At 45.1% G+C, this 17,394-nt stretch carries 10 protein-coding genes; 5 read left to right on the forward strand and 5 right to left on the reverse strand.

The genetic code is table 11. The features are described 5' to 3' along the window. Positions 1-2: 2 nt before the first annotated feature. Positions 3-3,041, reverse strand: coding sequence for a PSD1 and planctomycete cytochrome C domain-containing protein (locus GKS34_RS04445; RefSeq protein ID WP_240459189.1), 3,039 nt, complete (start codon positions 3,039-3,041; stop codon positions 3-5). A 570-nt stretch (positions 3,042-3,611) separates the two neighbouring features. Here GKS34_RS04445 and GKS34_RS04450 point away from each other — a divergent pair. From GKS34_RS04450 to GKS34_RS04470, 5 genes are all read left to right on the forward strand, one after another. Continuing rightward, positions 3,612-6,779 (forward strand): SusC/RagA family TonB-linked outer membrane protein, encoded by a 3,168-nt coding sequence (locus GKS34_RS04450; protein WP_240459190.1) that lies wholly within the window; start codon positions 3,612-3,614, stop codon positions 6,777-6,779. 26 nt (positions 6,780-6,805) lie between these two features. Then, the gene (locus tag GKS34_RS04455; protein ID WP_163383576.1) at positions 6,806-8,659 is read left to right on the forward strand and encodes a RagB/SusD family nutrient uptake outer membrane protein; all 1,854 of its coding nucleotides are present in this window, start codon (positions 6,806-6,808) and stop codon (positions 8,657-8,659) included. A 643-nt stretch (positions 8,660-9,302) separates the two neighbouring features. After that, entirely contained in the window at positions 9,303-10,103 is an 801-nt protein-coding gene (locus tag GKS34_RS04460; RefSeq protein ID WP_163383577.1) for a 2Fe-2S iron-sulfur cluster-binding protein, read from the forward strand. 48 nt (positions 10,104-10,151) lie between these two features. Continuing rightward, positions 10,152-11,144, forward strand: coding sequence for an FAD binding domain-containing protein (locus tag GKS34_RS04465; protein WP_163383578.1), 993 nt, complete (start codon positions 10,152-10,154; stop codon positions 11,142-11,144). A 24-nt stretch (positions 11,145-11,168) separates the two neighbouring features. Then, positions 11,169-13,349 (forward strand): xanthine dehydrogenase family protein molybdopterin-binding subunit, encoded by a 2,181-nt coding sequence (locus tag GKS34_RS04470; protein WP_205602018.1) that lies wholly within the window; start codon positions 11,169-11,171, stop codon positions 13,347-13,349. Positions 13,350-13,538: 189 nt separating this feature from the next. Here GKS34_RS04470 and GKS34_RS04475 read toward each other — a convergent pair whose 3' ends face one another. The 4 genes from GKS34_RS04475 to GKS34_RS04490 all read right to left on the reverse strand — a co-directional run bounded on the left by GKS34_RS04475 (position 13,539) and on the right by GKS34_RS04490 (position 17,388). Continuing rightward, a complete protein-coding gene (locus GKS34_RS04475; RefSeq protein ID WP_163383579.1) occupies positions 13,539-14,837 on the reverse strand; it encodes a TRAP transporter large permease in 1,299 nt (432 codons plus the stop codon). A 6-nt stretch (positions 14,838-14,843) separates the two neighbouring features. Next, a complete protein-coding gene (locus tag GKS34_RS04480; protein ID WP_163383580.1) occupies positions 14,844-15,329 on the reverse strand; it encodes a TRAP transporter small permease in 486 nt (161 codons plus the stop codon). Positions 15,330-15,332: 3 nt separating this feature from the next. Then, positions 15,333-16,328 carry a TRAP transporter substrate-binding protein gene (locus tag GKS34_RS04485; RefSeq protein WP_163383581.1) on the reverse strand — a complete coding sequence of 332 codons (996 nt, stop codon included), beginning with the start codon at positions 16,326-16,328 and terminating at the stop codon, positions 15,333-15,335. A 64-nt stretch (positions 16,329-16,392) separates the two neighbouring features. Further along, positions 16,393-17,388: a sugar kinase gene (locus GKS34_RS04490; protein WP_163383582.1), complete on the reverse strand. Its 996-nt coding sequence runs from the start codon at positions 17,386-17,388 to the stop codon at positions 16,393-16,395. Positions 17,389-17,394 lie beyond the last annotated feature (6 nt).

Here is a 17,394-nt window from a genome sequence, read left to right on the forward strand (position 1 = left end):
TACTACAATAAATAAATAAATGATTTCATGTTAAATAAGGCGTGGCAATATTCTTTCCATGCCTGGATGGTGATGGCATCAGAATCAGATTCACCGGTTGCTCCTTTACGGGTTGGGACCGACGCCAGGAATTTTTTCGCGTCTGTAATTTCAGAAGGTGAGGGTGGTCTTGAAAAAGCCCGAAAGTAAGCGTCCCTGATCCGGTCCTCGGTAGTTTGCTCCTCATCCGAAAGAATCCGCCTTGCCATTAAGCTTGCCTGTTCGGCAACGAAGGGATCGTTCATCAGAAAAAGAGACTGTGCCGGCACATTTGTCACATCACGTTTACCGAATGTATTAAAGGGTGTGGGCCGATCAAATGTGGTCATCATCCGGTCCAGAAAATTTCTACGAACCTCCAGGTAAATGGACCGCCTTCCATTTCCATCCAGCGGTCCTGACTGCCCGGGCCTTCCCCGACCTTGCATAAAATCCGTCAGATGCACCGGAACAGGTTCTCCAAAAAGAGTATTGTCTAATTCCCCGGAAGCAAACAGCATGGCGTCTCGGATGGCTTCTGCTTCCATTCTCCGAATGGGATAGTGGGTTAAATAGGTGTTTTCAGGATCTATGTTTCCATTGACGACAGTGGTACTTCTCTGAAAAGCCTCTGTCATGACCATGGCCTTAATCATGGTTTTTAGTGACCAGCCTTCCTCCCTGAATTTGACAGCCAGGTAATCCAGCAGTTCCGGATGACTGGGAAGTTTTCCTTGCAACCCAAAATTATCCACGGTTTCTACCAGACCTTTTCCAAAAACATGGTACCAAAGCCGGTTGACCATCACCCGGGTCGTCAGTGGATTGTCCGGATGCAGGATTGCTTCCACCACTTCCCTCCTGCCGCTCCCTGGACCTTGAATGGATGGTTGCCAGTCCAGGATTTCTGAGATAAAACCCCTGGGAACAGGCTGCTGGTCCGGTTCCATATGATTTCCTCGGATAAAAATCGGGCTTTCCCGCGCAAATCCTTCCGAGACTCCCTGTATAAATACCGTATCCCTGATCGTTGCCATTAGCAGATCCATTCCCAGGAGCGTTTTCCTACTTTCCGGAAAATGATGTTTAAGTTTACCTGCATTTAGTTGTTGGTTGAGAAAGCCGACATCGGCAGCGCTACTGTTTCCCTCGTTATAGCGGTTTACTGCTTGCGAAAGGGAGCTCACCGGGGAATACCGGGACCCTTCTTCAGGATAAAACCACTCGCCGTCAAAAGCAGTAGCATAGGCTACTTCAATATAGGCGTCCGGTTCCTGACGGTAGGTATGCCGCACAAAGGAACCGGGAAGGAATTCAATATACACATTATGCCCCACCCAGTCTCCCACATCAAAAACATAATTTTGCCATTCGTCGTCATTTACCTTCTGGTCCAAACCTCCATAAATGGGGTAACTGATCAATTGAAAATTGTCCATGATTATGCGGATACTACCGCCTTTTCCACGGGCACGAACACCCAGGTACGCATGATCAATCTTAAAATCAGGTGACCTAAGCGCTCCGTAAATTCCCTTTCCTAAAATTCTGCTGGAAGCCATACCCTTTTTGAGGCCGGTAAGCTCGCCTGTTTGGCGGTCCAATATAGGCTCTCCCAAGGTTGTGCCAACCCCAAAAGCTTCCCCGTCTGTTTTCCATCCCTGGAAATTCGGTCCCCTGAAATCTCCCAGTACCCTTCCAGAATTACCCTGCTGGATCGTATTTTTCGATTGAGTTTGACTTACCAGTAATACCGGCACCGAATCGGAAGTTGGTTTTTCCCAGGTAGAACCTACCATTTCCCTGAGTTGCTGCTTGAGTTGGTGCACCTCCTGCAATGCGGCGTGCTTTTCTTTGAAATTCCCTACGGGGATGGGACTGAAACGGGTACTACCCAACACACCATATAATGCATAGTAATCAGAGGTAGGTATGGGATCAAATTTATGGTCGTGGCATTTGGCACAGCCAATGGTAAGCCCCTGAAAACTTTTTCCAATCACATCGGCCATGTTATCAATACGGTCTGCCTCATCTTTTTTGGTATCCACGGGACTATGGGTTCCCTCTGTCATGGTTAGAAAAAGCGTACCCAGAATGGATTCATTTTGCCCGGTTTCCGGGTTTAGCCGGGGGGCTGTCAACAGGTCTCCTGAAAGCTGTTCCCGGACCAATTGATCGTAGGGAATGTCCGCATTCAAGGCTCGGATCATGTAATCTCTAAACCGCCAGGCACCCTGGATTTCATAATCAAACTCATGTCCCTTGGTTTCCGCATACCGCACAACATCCAACCAATGGCTTGCCCATTTTTCTCCAAAAGCCGGGTCGTTCAGGTAATTATCTACCAGGGATTTATAAGCTTCGGGTCGATCGTCTGCCAGGTACCTGCTAATTGCTTCTTGTCCTGGAGGCAAGCCGGTTAGTACATATGACAATCGTCGAATTAACTGGTACTTATCTGCCAATTTGCCTTGGGCCAGCCCGTTTTCCTTCATCCTATCCTGCAGAAAAACGTCTATCTGCGTCGCCATGGGTGCCTCAAGATTGTCTTGGGAAATTTTTGGAGGTAAAAATGCCCAGTGGGGTTGGTATTCCGCACCTTGATTTATCCATTTTTTTATCATGCCAATTTCCAAGTCGCTCAATTCAAGGTTGGATGCGGGCGGGGGCATTTTTAGTTCGGGGTCGGAATCCGTGATCCGATGGTATAAAGCACTTTTGGATAGCGACCCTGGCACGATGGCAGTCACTCCACTTTCCAGAAGCTTGGTTGCACCGTCTGCCAGGTCCAATCGTAAACCGGCTTCTCTGCTACCAGGGTCGGGGCCATGGCAGAGATAGCATTTCTGCACAAGGATGGGTTTGATATGGTAGTTAAAGTCAACCCGATCCGGCAAACTTGCCCTTTCCTTTGTTTCACAAGAAAACAGCACCTGCCCCCCGAAAATAACAATTAAGAGAAGTTTTAAGGCCAAAATCTCCCTTTTAACCTCGCCATAGGATCTCATTACATTTTCCACCAATTCACATGTTTTCTTTCAATTTACTTATTAATCCAGAAAATTCAATGGCTGGCGAATTATTTGTACAAATAGTTAATGACGTCTCACAGAAAAGGTTTCTGATTACCGGGGCAATACGGTAAAAAATTTGACTATTAATATACTATTATTTCTATATTTTATTATTTATTTTATTTATATGGGTATTATTGAACAATTTTAAATACGAATAAATTTATTTTGAACTCCAAAACTGATTTAATGCTATAGTATACTATTTATTTAAAAAAATGAAAACCACAAAAATCCATACCATATTTTGAATTTCATGAAAAAAGGATTCATTCGGGTTAAAACCTAAAATTTTATTATGAAAATAATAAAATTTTATATGGCCATAGATGAATTTACTAATTTTTAAAAATATAATTTTTCCAAATATTAAATCTTTATACGTATGAAACCGATTGCATGTTATTTTAAATATACCTATGTTAGAGCCGTATTGGTGATAAGAAAATCTAATTCGCCACCGGTATATGGAAGTAATGTGCTTTCCATGCATTAACTAATTAAAACCCAAATAAAATGAAAAAAATCTTACTAGCGTATGATTTAAAAGGAGCTAGCCGGATGGGCTATTTCTTTTGGATCAGCCTGTGGTTGGTTTCAACCGGATTTGCAAACGCAACGGTGGACAAGCCCAACATGCTGAATCCCACAGGCCTGTCCATTGTGGAGGCAACCGGAGAAGCTGAAGACGTTACGGTTTCCGGTACAGTTACGGATGAATCTGGTGAAAGCATTCCGGGTGTAACCGTTTTCATTGCCGGTACCGGCACGGGTACGGTAACTGATATTGATGGAAGTTATTCCATTTCGGTACCCGAAGATGCAGAATTGACCTTTTCTTATGTGGGATTTGTATCGCAAACCATACCGGTAGGCAATCGATCCGAAATCAACGTTACCTTACTTATGGACACCGCATCTTTAGAAGAGGTCGTGGTCATTGGCTATGGTACCGCCAGAAAAAGAGACTTGACGGGAGCCGTTTCTTCGGTAACCGCTACCCGGCTGGAAAATGAAAATCCAAATTCCGTACAAGACGTGCTACGGGGAAACATCGCCGGCTTGAATGTAGGACTAAACACTTCTGCGAAAGGTGGTGGTAGCCTGGAGGTAAGGGGAAGAACGTCCCTAAACGCAGGATCCAGCCCTCTTATCGTTTTGGATGGAGCCATCTATTATGGCCAGCTTTCCGATATCAACCCCAATGATATTGCAAGCATCGATGTGCTGAAAGACGCCAGCTCTGCCGCTGTATTTGGCGCGAAAGCGGCCAACGGTGTAGTGCTGGTCAACACCAAAAAAGGAGCATTGGGCAAGCCACAGATTAAAGTAAATACCAACTGGGGTGTGGCGACTATGGCCAAAAACGAGCCGGTTTATGGCCCCCAGGGCTTTTTGTCCTGGAGAGAGGACGTGATGGAAAGTATCAATGCCGGAGGATTCGAGCCGTATCGGTTTTCCAATCCAAATACCCTTCCATCTGACGTTCCCCTGGAAACATGGCTAAATTACGACGGGTCAGATGGAGATCCGGAAACAGTTTGGTTGCAGCGGTTAAACATGCAACCTTTGGAGATTGCCAATTACAAAGCCAATGAAAGCGTCAACTGGTACAACATGATGTTTCAGAATGGCCTTCGGCAAGATCATACCGTTTCCCTGTCCGGAAGAAACGAAGATTTTCAATATTACTGGTCCATGGGCTACCTGGACAATGAAGGACTGGTCGTTGGCGACAAATTCACTACCGTCCGTAGCAGGTTCAATATCGAAGGCACAGTCAACGATTGGTTGACAGTCGGTATGAACACTCAATTTGCAGACAGAGACGAAAGCCAGATCCCTGTAAGTTGGGGAAACATGGTCAACCTCTCTCCCTGGGCAGAACCGTTTCTGGAAGATGGTGTCAGCCTGAGATTCCGACCCAATGAGGAAGTGAGCGGTGGTCGCCATCCCTATTACACGCCCAATTATACCGATCGCTTACAAAGAGAAACAACGATCAATTCTACCCTTTTTGCATCTATTGAGCTTCCTTTCGGAATCAATTTCCGGACCAATTTCACGCCAAGGTATGAGTTTTACGAACGGTTCAACCATGAAATGGCTGCCCATCAGGATTTTGAAAACATGGGTGGAAGGGCAAGCCGACAGCAGCGAAAAGTGTATTTCTGGCAGGTGGATAACATTCTAAGCTGGAATAAAAACATCAATGAGGTTCATAATTTTGACGTAACCTTGCTGGCAAATGCAGAAAAATTCCAAAGCTGGGACAATAGCATGCAAAACGTTGGATTTGAGCCGCATGATCGGTTGGGCTATCATAATATTGGCGCAGGGATCAACCCCATTATTTCAAGCAACGACCAGACCCATACGGCGGATGCCTTGATGGGAAGACTTATTTACTCTTATTCTGACAAGTATATCACTACTCTTTCAGTTCGCCGAGACGGTTATTCGGCTTTTGGTCAAAGTAATCCAAGGGCTACTTTTACCTCTGCTGCTTTCGGTTGGTTATTCACAGATGAAGACTTCGTAAACATCCCCTGGTTGGATTACGGTAAATTGAGGGCTTCCTGGGGTGTGAACGGAAACAGGGACATCGGTCGCTATGCCGCCCTTTCTGATTTGCAAACCGGTAAGTATTTCTACCAAAGACCCAGCGGAGAGTTGTATTTTGTGAGCCAGTTGTATGTAAACACCATGCAAAACTCCAACCTGCGTTGGGAGAAAACCACTTCTACCAACCTGGGACTGGATTTCTCTTTGTTTAATAGCATTTTGGATGGTACCATAGAAGTATATGACATGTCTACCACCGATCTTCTGGTGGAAAGAAGCCTTCCGGATATTCTGGGCTTCAACTTCGTGTATGACAACCTGGGTGAAGTTAGAAACCGTGGTGTTGAGGTCAGCTTAAACAGCCTTTTGGTCAACCGCTCGAATGTAACCTGGAGGGCTAATCTTAACTTTCAAATGAATCGAAACCGTATAGTTAGTCTGTATGGTGACCTGGATGAAAATGGTGAAGAATTAGATGATATTGGCAACCGTTGGTTTATAGACCGCGCTATTGACGCCGTATGGAATTATAAAACAGATGGGATTTGGCAAACGCCTGAGGCAGATGAGGCCGCGGATTACGGGGTAAAGCCAGGCGATTTTAAAATCGAAGATGTCAATGACGACGGACTGTACACCAATGCGGATCGGCAATTCCTGGGTTTCAGTGAGCCACGGTCCCGATGGAGTATGAGAAACGAATTCAAGATTTGGAAAAACTTCGATGTGTCCTTTATGATGTATGCCTATTTGGGACATATCGGAACATTCAACCAACGAAAGAACCGGCAAGGCTTTTTAGATCGATCCAATTCCTATATCCTTCCTTATTGGACAGCGGAAAATCCAAGCAATGAGTGGGCGAGGTTGTATTCCAGTGAAGGAGGAGCCGGTGGATTCAATGTTTACCAAAGCAGGTCTTTCGTAAGACTGGAAAATATTTCCATGGCTTATACTGTTCCCCAAACCATTCTGGAAAGAGCAAAAATTGAAAATTTAAGGCTGTATATGAATGTTCGGAATGTAGGATTTTACGCTCCGGAGATGAACTTCTGGGACCCAGAGTCCGGAGGCCCCACCCCACGGATTTTTACGCTGGGACTTGATTTGACGCTTTAATGGTTGACTATTTAAAAGAAATAATCATGAAAATAAATATAAAAAGATCATCGTTTTACCTGGGGCTCCTGGCTACGGGTATGATGCTAACCACGACAGGATGTGATGAAGCCTGGCTGGAACCAAAACCACTTTCATTTTACGCACCAGAAAACACCTTCAACTCCGCCAGCGGACTTTGGGGGGCCTTAGTTGCCTGCGAACGAAACTTGCGTCACGAGTTTACCGGTGATGGATCTCCGATTCTTACGGAGCATATATTCACAGAAGTGGCGATAGAAGGAACTACCGATAAATCCGGGCCGGCACAGGATATGAACTTGTTGATAACACCCGATGCCAACTTGAATAGTACCAATACCAATAAAATTGGCTGGTACTGGTATGAAGGATTTAAGGGTATCAAATATGCCAATACCGTGATCTCCCGAATTGATGATCCTACCGATTACGAATCCGAGGAAGAACGTAATCACATTTTGGGTACGGCCTATTTTCACCGGGCAATGCGGTATTACCGACTAACCAATCAATTTGGCGATGTGCCGTTGATTCTGGAGGAAATACTAGAGCCAAGGTTGAATTTCTATTCCACAGACCGGGAAGTCATACTCCGGAAGATGAAAGAAGACCTGGAGTGGGCCGAACCCTGGGTACCAGAAGTGATGGACCGTGGACAGGTACCAAGGGGAGCCATACAGCACTTATTGACTAAAGTCAACCTGGCATTAGGAGAATTTGATGACGCCATTGCTTCTGCCAACAGGTTGATAGATGGCGGTACTCATGCGTTAATGACAGAAAGATTCGGTTCGGTCGCCAATGATCCTGAACGAAACATCATTTGGGACCTACACCGTGCTGAAAACAAATCGCTCGGATCAAACACCGAAGCAATACTAATGGTAATGGACCGGGTGGATACTGAAGGAAATTCCGGCGGCATGTCTTCCATGCGTCAGGCAGTACCCTTCTGGATCACCAATATCAATACTCCCAATGGAAACCGTGGCACAATTGATCAGCCGGGCATAGAAATAGATCACGTCACCAAGTACGGTAGGGGTATCGGTCGTCTGAGAGGCACCTGGTACCACCAAAGTATGATTTGGGACGACGAAAACGATCTGAGACATGCTCCCGGAAATTGGATGGACATGACCGACTTGGTCTACAATAACCCAGCTCTGAAAGGAACGGATGAGTACTACGGGGAGCCCCTTCAGTTTAGAAACGAGGAGGGAACCGTGCTGGTGGTAGACACCATCCGTAGCTGGTTTTCCTGGCCACACTACAAACTTTATGTACCAGATCCTCAAAACATCAGGCCTTCAGGTGGCCACAGCGATTGGTACATATTCCGTCTTGCGGAAACCTACCTTCTTCGAGCTGAGGCCTACGTATGGAAAGGTGACCTGGCCAATGCAGCGGCAGATGTAAATGCGGTAAGAACCCGTGCCGGAGCGGCTCCTTACGGTCCTGAAGACATGAACATTGGGACTATTCTGGACGAAAGGGCAAGAGAGCTGTACTACGAGGAGCCCCGAAAAACGGAGTTGACCCGTATGGCCTATATCTTTGCCAATACCGGGATACAGGCCTACAATGGGAAGACGTATTCCATCGACAACTTCTCAGAGGAGAATTTCCTCTACGACCGTATCATGGAGTTTACGGACTTCTACAACAAGGGGGTCTTCACCCGACATGGTGACACCTATACCTATAGCCCATACCATGTTTTGTGGCCTATCCCGGCCGATGCCATTAATACCAATACACAAGGCATCATTAATCAAAACAAAGGCTATTCAGGTTTTGAAAATAACGTGCCGCCACTTACTACCGTAGATGGAAACCACAGCAGCACCGAGGAATAAAATTAACCCAAATAAAATAAAAAAAGCCTGGAATGATTTCCGGGCTTTTTTTATTTTATTTTCCTTCATTAGTATTAACATAGATCACAAACAGCTGTCGGGTCCCATTTGCCGATATACCTGGTACAAGGATCATATTATTGCTGCGGTTCCATCTGGGTGCAGGATCTATCCGAATATCTCCTCCATACTCTCCTTTATTTATTCCTTCACTTTTGGCCCAGGCCCCGATCAAATAAGGCGGAGTTTATTTCTCCCAAGTAGACCACAGCAAATGAATCAACTTTCACTAACTCATAGCTGGGTCCAATACCTTCCCTGAGCTCCTTGGTCGAATTACATGCGATCAGTAATCAAACCCTCAGAAAACTGTGGTTTTTTCTGCTGGTTTTGTAACATTTATCTCACTAGGCTGCTTGCTAACATCTGAGTAAGTGAGAAAGATCGACTGGGATAAGAATGAATCAAAATAAAATCAGGTAGATTTTTCTGCTTTTTTTCAATACGCAAGGGGATTTTCGGTATTTAATAGAAAACCTTTCTGCTCCCAACCATTTAAATCCTGCATTGGTGTTGGCTTGGTTGTTGGTTAAAACATTAAGATTTGAAGATTAATTTTTCTTAAACCACAACAACAAAACGTATGGATGAGCTGGAAAAATGGAAAAACAATACAGATTCAGATAATTTGACAGACGATGAAAAGAAAATTTTTGATCAGGTCGGTTTAGACAACAGCGCTTCGCGCAGAAAATTTTTAAAACAAGTTTCTTCTGCCAGTTTAAGTGTATATGCTTCTTATGCTACTTCGCCATTGTTTGCAAATACTACAAAAGACCTTCACTATCACCCAAAGATAATGCTAAATGAAGTGAATGTTAATCTACGGGTAAATGAAATGTCCAAACCATTGACGCTGGACTCCCGGACAACCCTACTTGATGCTTTACGTGAACACCTGGCGCTTACCGGAACTAAAAAAGGTTGTGACCACGGGCAGTGTGGTGCCTGTACGGTATTGGTAGATGGAAAACGCAAACTCTCCTGCCTCACCCTGGCAGCGACATGCGAAGACAAAGAAATCATTACAGTTGAAGGTTTGGTAGATGGTAATGAACTTCATGCAATGCAGCAAGCTTTTTTGAAACACGATGGCTTTCAGTGCGGCTATTGTACTTCAGGGCAAATTTGCTCTTCGGTAGCGCTTCTGGATGAAGCAAAAAATGGTGAGGCCAGTTACGTCACGGAAGACTTGAGGAAAATAGATACCAATTTACAACTTTCTGAAGAAGAAATCAGGGAGCGAATGTCTGGTAATATTTGTCGCTGTGGAGCCTATAATAACATTGTTCAGGCATTTAAAGAGGTCCATTCCGGTGATGACGATATGCCTAGCTGGAAATTTGCCACGAAAGAACAGATGGAAAAGGCGAAGAATTCTTAAATCTAATCCTAAACCACTGTAAATGTCAGGAATTATTAATTATTTATTATGAGACCATTCACATACACGGGGGCAAAGAATACAGAAGAAGCCCTGCAAGCTGCAAGTTCCAATGCAAATGCCCACTACTTGGGAGGAGGAACCAATTTAATAGATTTGATGAAAGAGGATGTGGAGCGTCCCGATGAATTAATAAACGTTGCCAGTCTGGGATATAAAAAGGTCTCTTCGAATGAAAAAGGGGGATTAACCCTGGGAGGAATGCTCAGCAATTCTGAAACAGCCAATCATCGTGAAGTCCGAACGCATTTTCCGTTGCTTTCCATGGCGATGCTTTCGGCGGCCACGGGACAACTTCGAAATATGGCCACCAATGGTGGAAACCTGCTTCAGCGCACCCGTTGTCCCTATTTCTATGAAACCTCCATGCCTTGTAACAAACGAGCTCCGGGCACAGGCTGCGGAGCCAAAAATGGTATGAATGCCTTACATGCCATTTTTGGGTGGAGCGAAGCCTGTGTGGCCGTTCACCCCTCCGATATGTGTGTGGCATTGGCAGCCATTGGAGCAACAGTAGAAGTTCGGCAATCCGATGGTTCCCCAAGAATGATTGAATTTATTGATTTTCACCGTTTGCCGGGTGACCGACCTGAAAAAGATACCAACCTGATGCCGGGAGAATTGATCACTGCCATCCATTTACCCCAACCCATATTTTCGAAGCACTATTATTATTTGAAAGTCCGGGAGCGTTCCAGTTATGCCTTCGCGTTGGTTTCGGTAGCTGCAGGTTTGGAAATTCAAGGAGGCAGGATCACTAAAGCTGGACTTGCCATGGGCGGAGTTTCCCATAAACCCTGGAAGTTGATTCAGGTTGAAAATTACCTGTCTGGCAAAACCCCCGATCAGGCAAATTTTGAAGCTGCAGCCGAGCTTGCAATGAAGGAGGCAAGACCTTTGGAAGGCAACAAATATAAGGTTGAAATGGGGAAAAAATCCATTATCAGCGCACTTACCCAGGCATACGAAAGAAAAGCATAAGCCAATCTCATAAGAATAAATCAAATGATGAACACATTGAAAGCATCCGGAGTAGGAGCATCTATTAACAGGGTTGAGGGTAGATTGAAAGTAAGGGGCATGGCGAAGTATGCAACAGAATTTCCCGTCGAAAACAAAGCGTTTGCCCAAGGGATTAATAGTACCATTGCTAAAGGAGAAATTATCGCAATTGATAGTTCCGAGGCAGAAGGCTTAGATGGTGTATTGGCTGTAATCACCTATAAAAATGCTGAAAAATTAAATCATTTGGAGGAGGAGATGCCCCTACTGGCCACCACCACTATCGCCCCGGTACTGCAGAGTGCAAAAGTGAATTATTATGGGGAATATGTAGGTGTAGTGGTTGCTGAAACCTTTGAGCAGGCACAATATGCGGCCAGGTTGGTGAAATTTGAGTATAAAGAAGATCCAGATCCAACGATACGATTTGATGAATCCAAATCTAAAGCTTATAAACCCAAAGGGAATTCCGATTATTTACGGGGAGATATGGAAGCAGGATTAGCCGAAGCCGATGAAACCCTGGATGCCACTTATATCACCCCTATCGAACACCATCATCCGATGGAGTTACATGCCATCATTGCATCCTGGGAGAATGGAAAGGTAACCGCCTATTCGAGCCAACAGATGGTTAATGAATCGACCATAGCCATAGCGGATACATTTCAAATTCCAAAAAAAGATGTAAGAGTGATCACTCCTTTTGTCGGTGGAGGCTTTGGCTCAAAATTAAATACAGAACGTCATGTTATCTTAGCGATTATGGCTTCAAAACTGCTGGGACGTCCTGTTCAGATGACCGTAACCAGACAACAAATGTTCACCAATACCGGTATGAGGCAACAAAACGAACAGCGAATGCAGCTCGGTGCCAAAATGGATGGTTCGCTTACGGCCCTATCCCACGATACGTTATCTCATACGTCTACTTACCAGGAGTACCAGGAACCTTGCGGAATGATTTCCAAGATGCTATACCAGGTCCCTAACAACCAAATTACCTACCGTTTAATACCCATGAATTTTCAAACCCCATTCGCCATGCGGGCACCGGGAGAAGCAACGGGAAGCTTTGCATTGGAATCTGCTATGGACGAAATGGCCTGGAAATTGAAAATGGATCCGGTAGATTTTCGAATTAAAAATGATACGCAAATCGATCTTGGGGCAGATAAGCCCTTTTCATCAAGACTTCTCATAGAATGCCTGCGCATTGGAGCCGATAAATTCGGCTGGGAAAACCGCTCGATGCAGCCCCGCAGCAAACAAGAAGGAAACTGGCTCATAGGCTACGGTGTAAGTGCAGCTTCAAGGAATTCACCCTATCAGGAATCATCATCAAAAGTAATTTTGGAGCTAGAGAATGAAAAAGTGTATGCCACCGTTCAGATGGATGCTACAGATATTGGAACAGGAAGTTATACCATAATCGCCCAAACTGCTTCCGAATACCTCGGGGTTCCGGTAGCGCAGGTAACGGTGGAATTGGGAGATTCAAGGTTTCCCATCACACCTGGTTCAGGAGGTTCGTGGGGAGCGGCTTCATATTGCAATGGCGCAAGAGCTGCCTGCCAAAACGCCATTGATACATTAAAACAGAACAAAAATATTGGTAAAGATCAAGATATTCCGGTCGCCGAGCTTCTAAAACAGAATAAATTGAAAAAATATGAAGCTGAGGGCTCCGCGGCCCCCTCAGAAGCATTTAAGAAACACTCGGTATTTTCATTTGGCGCTAACTTTTCAGAAGTCTGGGTGGATAAACATACGGGAATGTATCGGATTAAAAGAATGGTAAATGTAGCTTCCGCCGGAAACATACTCAACCCAAAAACTGCTTATGGTCAGATTATTGGCGGATTGACGATGGGAGTAGGAATGGTTTTGTCCGAGCAGACAAGAGTAGAACCAAATTTCGGTAACTTTATTACGCGTTCCCTTGCCGATTACCACGTACCGGTAAACCTGGACATGGCTAACATTGAGGTGATTTTCCTTCCAGAAGAAGATAAAATTGCCAACGAGATGGGCGTAAAAGGTATTGGGGAATTGGGGATTACCAGTGTGGCAGCATCTGTAGCAAATGCTATTTTTAATGCTACCGGCAAGCGCATGCGGCATTTGCCGATAACTCCTGAAAAATTAATTGAAGCACAGGTAGAACCAGGAGTAGTTGCATAGAATTATCTTTATTTGTAGCGGATTCGGTTACTCAGGATGGCGATGGGGCGGTCTTCTTCGTGTACTTTCCTACAAAAAAAAGCAGACGAAAAAAGCCATTTAGGTACTTATTTTGTGCTACAAAATTACGGAAATAAAAAAACCGCTGAAATGGGTATTTACAGCGGTTTTTTGTTGAAAGAGGTCAATTTATAATCCGAACAAACCCGGTAGCCAAAGAGTCAACTCCGGAATTAAGGTAATTACGATCAATCCCAGGATCATGGCCAGGAAAAACGGCAGTAAGGGAAAAAACACCTTGGCAATGGTGGTTTTGGCCACTCCGACGCCGATAAACAATACCGAACCCACCGGCGGGGTACAAATTCCGATACATAAATTCAGCACCATGATGATTCCAAAATGGACCGGGTCAATACCCAAGGTCACCACTGCCGGAAGAAAAATAGGCGTAAAAATCAACACCGCCGGCGTCATGTCCATAAAGGTTCCCACAAATAATAGAATCAGGTTAATCATAATCAATATAACGAATTTGTTATCGCTAAGTGCCAGCAAGGTTGAACTTATAGATTGCGGTATGTTTTCGCTGGACATGGCCCAAGACATGCTCATAGAGGTTGCGATTAGTAACATTACGATGGCAGTAGTTTCCGAAGATTTCAACAAAACTCCGGGTAGGTCTTTTACCTTGATTTCTCCGTAAATAAAGGACAATACAAGGGTATAAATTACTGCGATTGCCGAGGCCTCGGTAGCCGTAAATACACCTACCACAATACCACCAATAACCACCACCAATAACATCAAACTTGGAAACGCAGCCAAAAACTTGGTGCCAAGTTCTTTTAAGGTAGTCACCTCTCCTGCCTTGAGGTTGTGCTTCTTAATAAAAATAGCTGCTGTAATCATGAGAAACAATCCTATCAGCAAACCGGGGATATATCCGGCCACAAAAAGCGCGGCTATGGAAACCCCTCCACTCGCCAATGAATAGACAATGAGTACATTGGAGGGAGGAATGATCAATCCCGTCGTAGAGGATGTAATATTGACAGAAGCCCCCAATTCTCTCGGATAGCCTTCCTTTTCCATGCGAGGTCCCAGAATCCCGCCAATAGCTGAAGCGGCAGCGGCTGCTGAACCCGCTATGGCACCGAATAGCATGGCTGCAATTACATTTACATAAAGCAAGCCTCCCGGTAACCTACCGGTCATGGCTTTTGCCAGATCAATTAGCCTGTTGGCAATTCCGCCTTTGTTCATAATTTCTCCTGCCAGAATAAAAAACGGGATGGCTAATAAGGCAAAACTATCCAGCCCCACTCCCATTCGTTGGGCGATCGTGGTCGCTGAGGGAACCGTGGCAATGGTAACGGTGAGGGTCAGAAAACTGGAAAACCCCAGGGCCCATGCCACTGGCACTCCGATGCCCATCAGAATGATAAAACTGCTTACCAGAATGAGTATGCTTAAATATTCTTCCATTTCGATTTAATTTTGGGAGTCTTGTTTGAATAACAATGATTTCAAATTTACCAGCTGATAAAAAAGTACCAGAAAACCGCTAAAGGGGATCATCAGATAGACATAAGCCAGCGGCAATTGCAAGGTAGCTGACTTTTGTTCCAGCGTATAGGTAATATAAACCAGATTGATTCCTCCCATAATCATCACGGGAACAACGAAAAGCACAATGACAATACTGATCACGGCCAGTAATCTCCTTTTGGCCTCTCCTCTGAGTTTCGCCGGTAGTATATCTATGGCCAGGTGATTGTCCTGACCGGCTACATAAGCAGCTCCCAACATGCCCAACCATACCAGCAGGTATCTGGAGAGCTCATCCGTAAACGAACTGGGAGCCTGAAGTACGTAGCGGGAAAAAACCTGCCAACTTACATTAAGCACCATGGTCGCCATGATGATCATCAGCATGATACCGATTACCTTATCCAATCGTAATTTTAAAGCGCGCATAACTTAATAATTTCTGATTTCCTGGACCAGTGAATACATTTCAGGGTCCTCTGTTTTCATCAATTCGTACACTTTTTCTGCCTCTTTTCTAAAAGGTTCCTTATCCGGATACGTTACATGAACGCCAGCTTCTTCCAAAATACGCATGGATTCCGCCACGGATTCTTCCCAAAGTTTAAATTGGTAAACCGCAGACTCGTCAGCCGCTTCCTGCAGCCAAGTTCTTTCTTCCTCAGATAAAATATCCCAAACCTTGGTACTCACAATCATCATATCCGGAATAGCTGTATGTTCGTTCAGTGAATAATATTTACACACTTCATAGTGCCGCGAGGTAACCAAACTGGGAGGGTTATTTTCTGCTCCATCCACAATTCCCTGCTGCAGGGCCGTGTACAATTCACCGAAGGAAACCGGCGTAGGGGATCCGCCAAAACTTTGCACCATATTTACGGCTGTAGGACTTTCCATCACGCGGATCTTGAGCCCTTCAATATCACTTGGCACTTCCACCGGGGTATTAATGGTATAAAAACTCCTCTTTCCCGCATCATAAAAGCAAAGGCCCTTCAGCCAATACTTTTCACCAGCGGCCAACAACTCTTCGCCAATGGGACCTTCCAACACCCTGGCTTGGTGGGCGTCGTCTCTGAAAAGATAAGGCTGGCCTAGAATCTTAATTTTGGGTGCAAAACCCTCCATGGCTGCGGTGGATACTTTAGTCATGGCCAGGCTTCCGATCTGCAGCAATTCTACCAATTCCCTTTCGGTACCCAATTGTTGGTTGGGGTACACTTGTACAATCATTTTTCCTCCCGATTTTTCCGCAGCCTTTTCTGCAAGGAAGAGCATGGCTTCATGAACCGGGTGGCTGGTATCCAGTCCGTGTCCCAACTTCAATATGCGGACACCTCCGGGTTTTGAACAACCGATCAAAATAGCCGCTATGAACAGCAGGCCCAGAAAATTAAGGGGTCTAATCCGTGTAGCTTTCAACATGTGTATGGTGGTATTATTTTGGTTAATAGTAATTGACTCATTTAATTATACTCTCTTTTGCAAATCACCGAAGCAATCTGCCAATATTTTCTCCGGAAACCAACTGATTTACTTCATCCACAGTAACAAAATTCGCATCTCCAGGTACAGAATGCTTTAAAACAGATGCTGCCACCGCAAACTCCAGGGCTTCCTGCTCGGTTTTATGTAACAATCCATAAATTAATCCGGCCATAAACGCATCCCCTCCACCGATGCGGTCCACAATGGCTGGCATGTCGTATACCCTGGATCTAATTAGCTTTTCTCCATTCCATAATATCCCGCCCAACCGGTTATGCGAAGCGGAAACCGAATCCCGCTCCGTCGTGGATACCATTTGGATGGAAGGACTTTGTGCTTTTGCTTTTTCACAGGCCGTCACAAAATCTCTTTCGTGAATGTCCATGCAATTGGCAAAATCCGATAATCCCGCAATAATAACCTGGCTGTAGGAAATCAACTCCGGCAGGATATCCAGCGGTTGCTTGCCGTATCGCCATAAATTTCTTCGGTAATTAATATCTCCACTTACTGTTACTCCGTATCTTTTCGCCTCTTTCAACATCCGAAGGCAGAGAGAGGCGGCAGAAGCGGATAGGGCTGGGGTAATTCCTGACCAGTGAAACCAATCCACACCTTTAAACACCTGCTCCCAATCCAGGTCATTCCCGTCATAATGGGAAAAAACAGAATCAAACCGATCGTAAATGATTTTTGAAGATCGCTGCATGGCACCATTCTCCAAAAAATACAAGCCCATCCTTCCATCTCCGATGTGGATAAATGAGGTATCTATTCCTCCTGTTTTGAGGTAACGGAGGGCGGCTCTACCCAGATCATTGGAGGGCAAGGCGCTTATAAGTGCAACATCCTGTTCCCAGTAGGCCAGCGAAACCCCTACATTGGCTTCCGAGCCACCAACCTCTGCATCATAGTTGCCTGCCTGAATAAACCGTTCGTGCCCGGGCGTGGAAAGCCGCATCATTACCTCTCCTAATGTGAGTATTCGTTTGCGCATTCGTTT

The sequence above is a fragment of the Cyclobacterium jeungdonense genome (genome assembly GCF_010994275.1).
In the GTDB taxonomy this organism is placed as follows: Bacteria; Bacteroidota; Bacteroidia; order Cytophagales; family Cyclobacteriaceae; genus Cyclobacterium; species Cyclobacterium jeungdonense.

Bases quoted from the DNA above. Each gene is read 5' to 3' on its own strand.
- GKS34_RS04485 (WP_163383581.1), bottom strand. From the start codon at position 16,328: ATGTTGAAAGCTACACGGATTAGACCCCTTAATTTTCTGGGCCTGCTG.
- GKS34_RS04460 (WP_163383577.1), top strand. From the start codon at position 9,303: ATGGATGAGCTGGAAAAATGGAAAAACAATACAGATTCAGATAATTTG.
- GKS34_RS04480 (WP_163383580.1), bottom strand. From the start codon at position 15,329: ATGCGCGCTTTAAAATTACGATTGGATAAGGTAATCGGTATCATGCTG.
- GKS34_RS04450 (WP_240459190.1), top strand. From the start codon at position 3,612: ATGAAAAAAATCTTACTAGCGTATGATTTAAAAGGAGCTAGCCGGATG.
- GKS34_RS04455 (WP_163383576.1), top strand. From the start codon at position 6,806: ATGAAAATAAATATAAAAAGATCATCGTTTTACCTGGGGCTCCTGGCT.
- GKS34_RS04490 (WP_163383582.1), bottom strand. From the start codon at position 17,388: ATGCGCAAACGAATACTCACATTAGGAGAGGTAATGATGCGGCTTTCC.
- GKS34_RS04465 (WP_163383578.1), top strand. From the start codon at position 10,152: ATGAGACCATTCACATACACGGGGGCAAAGAATACAGAAGAAGCCCTG.
- GKS34_RS04470 (WP_205602018.1), top strand. From the start codon at position 11,169: ATGATGAACACATTGAAAGCATCCGGAGTAGGAGCATCTATTAACAGG.
- GKS34_RS04475 (WP_163383579.1), bottom strand. From the start codon at position 14,837: ATGGAAGAATATTTAAGCATACTCATTCTGGTAAGCAGTTTTATCATT.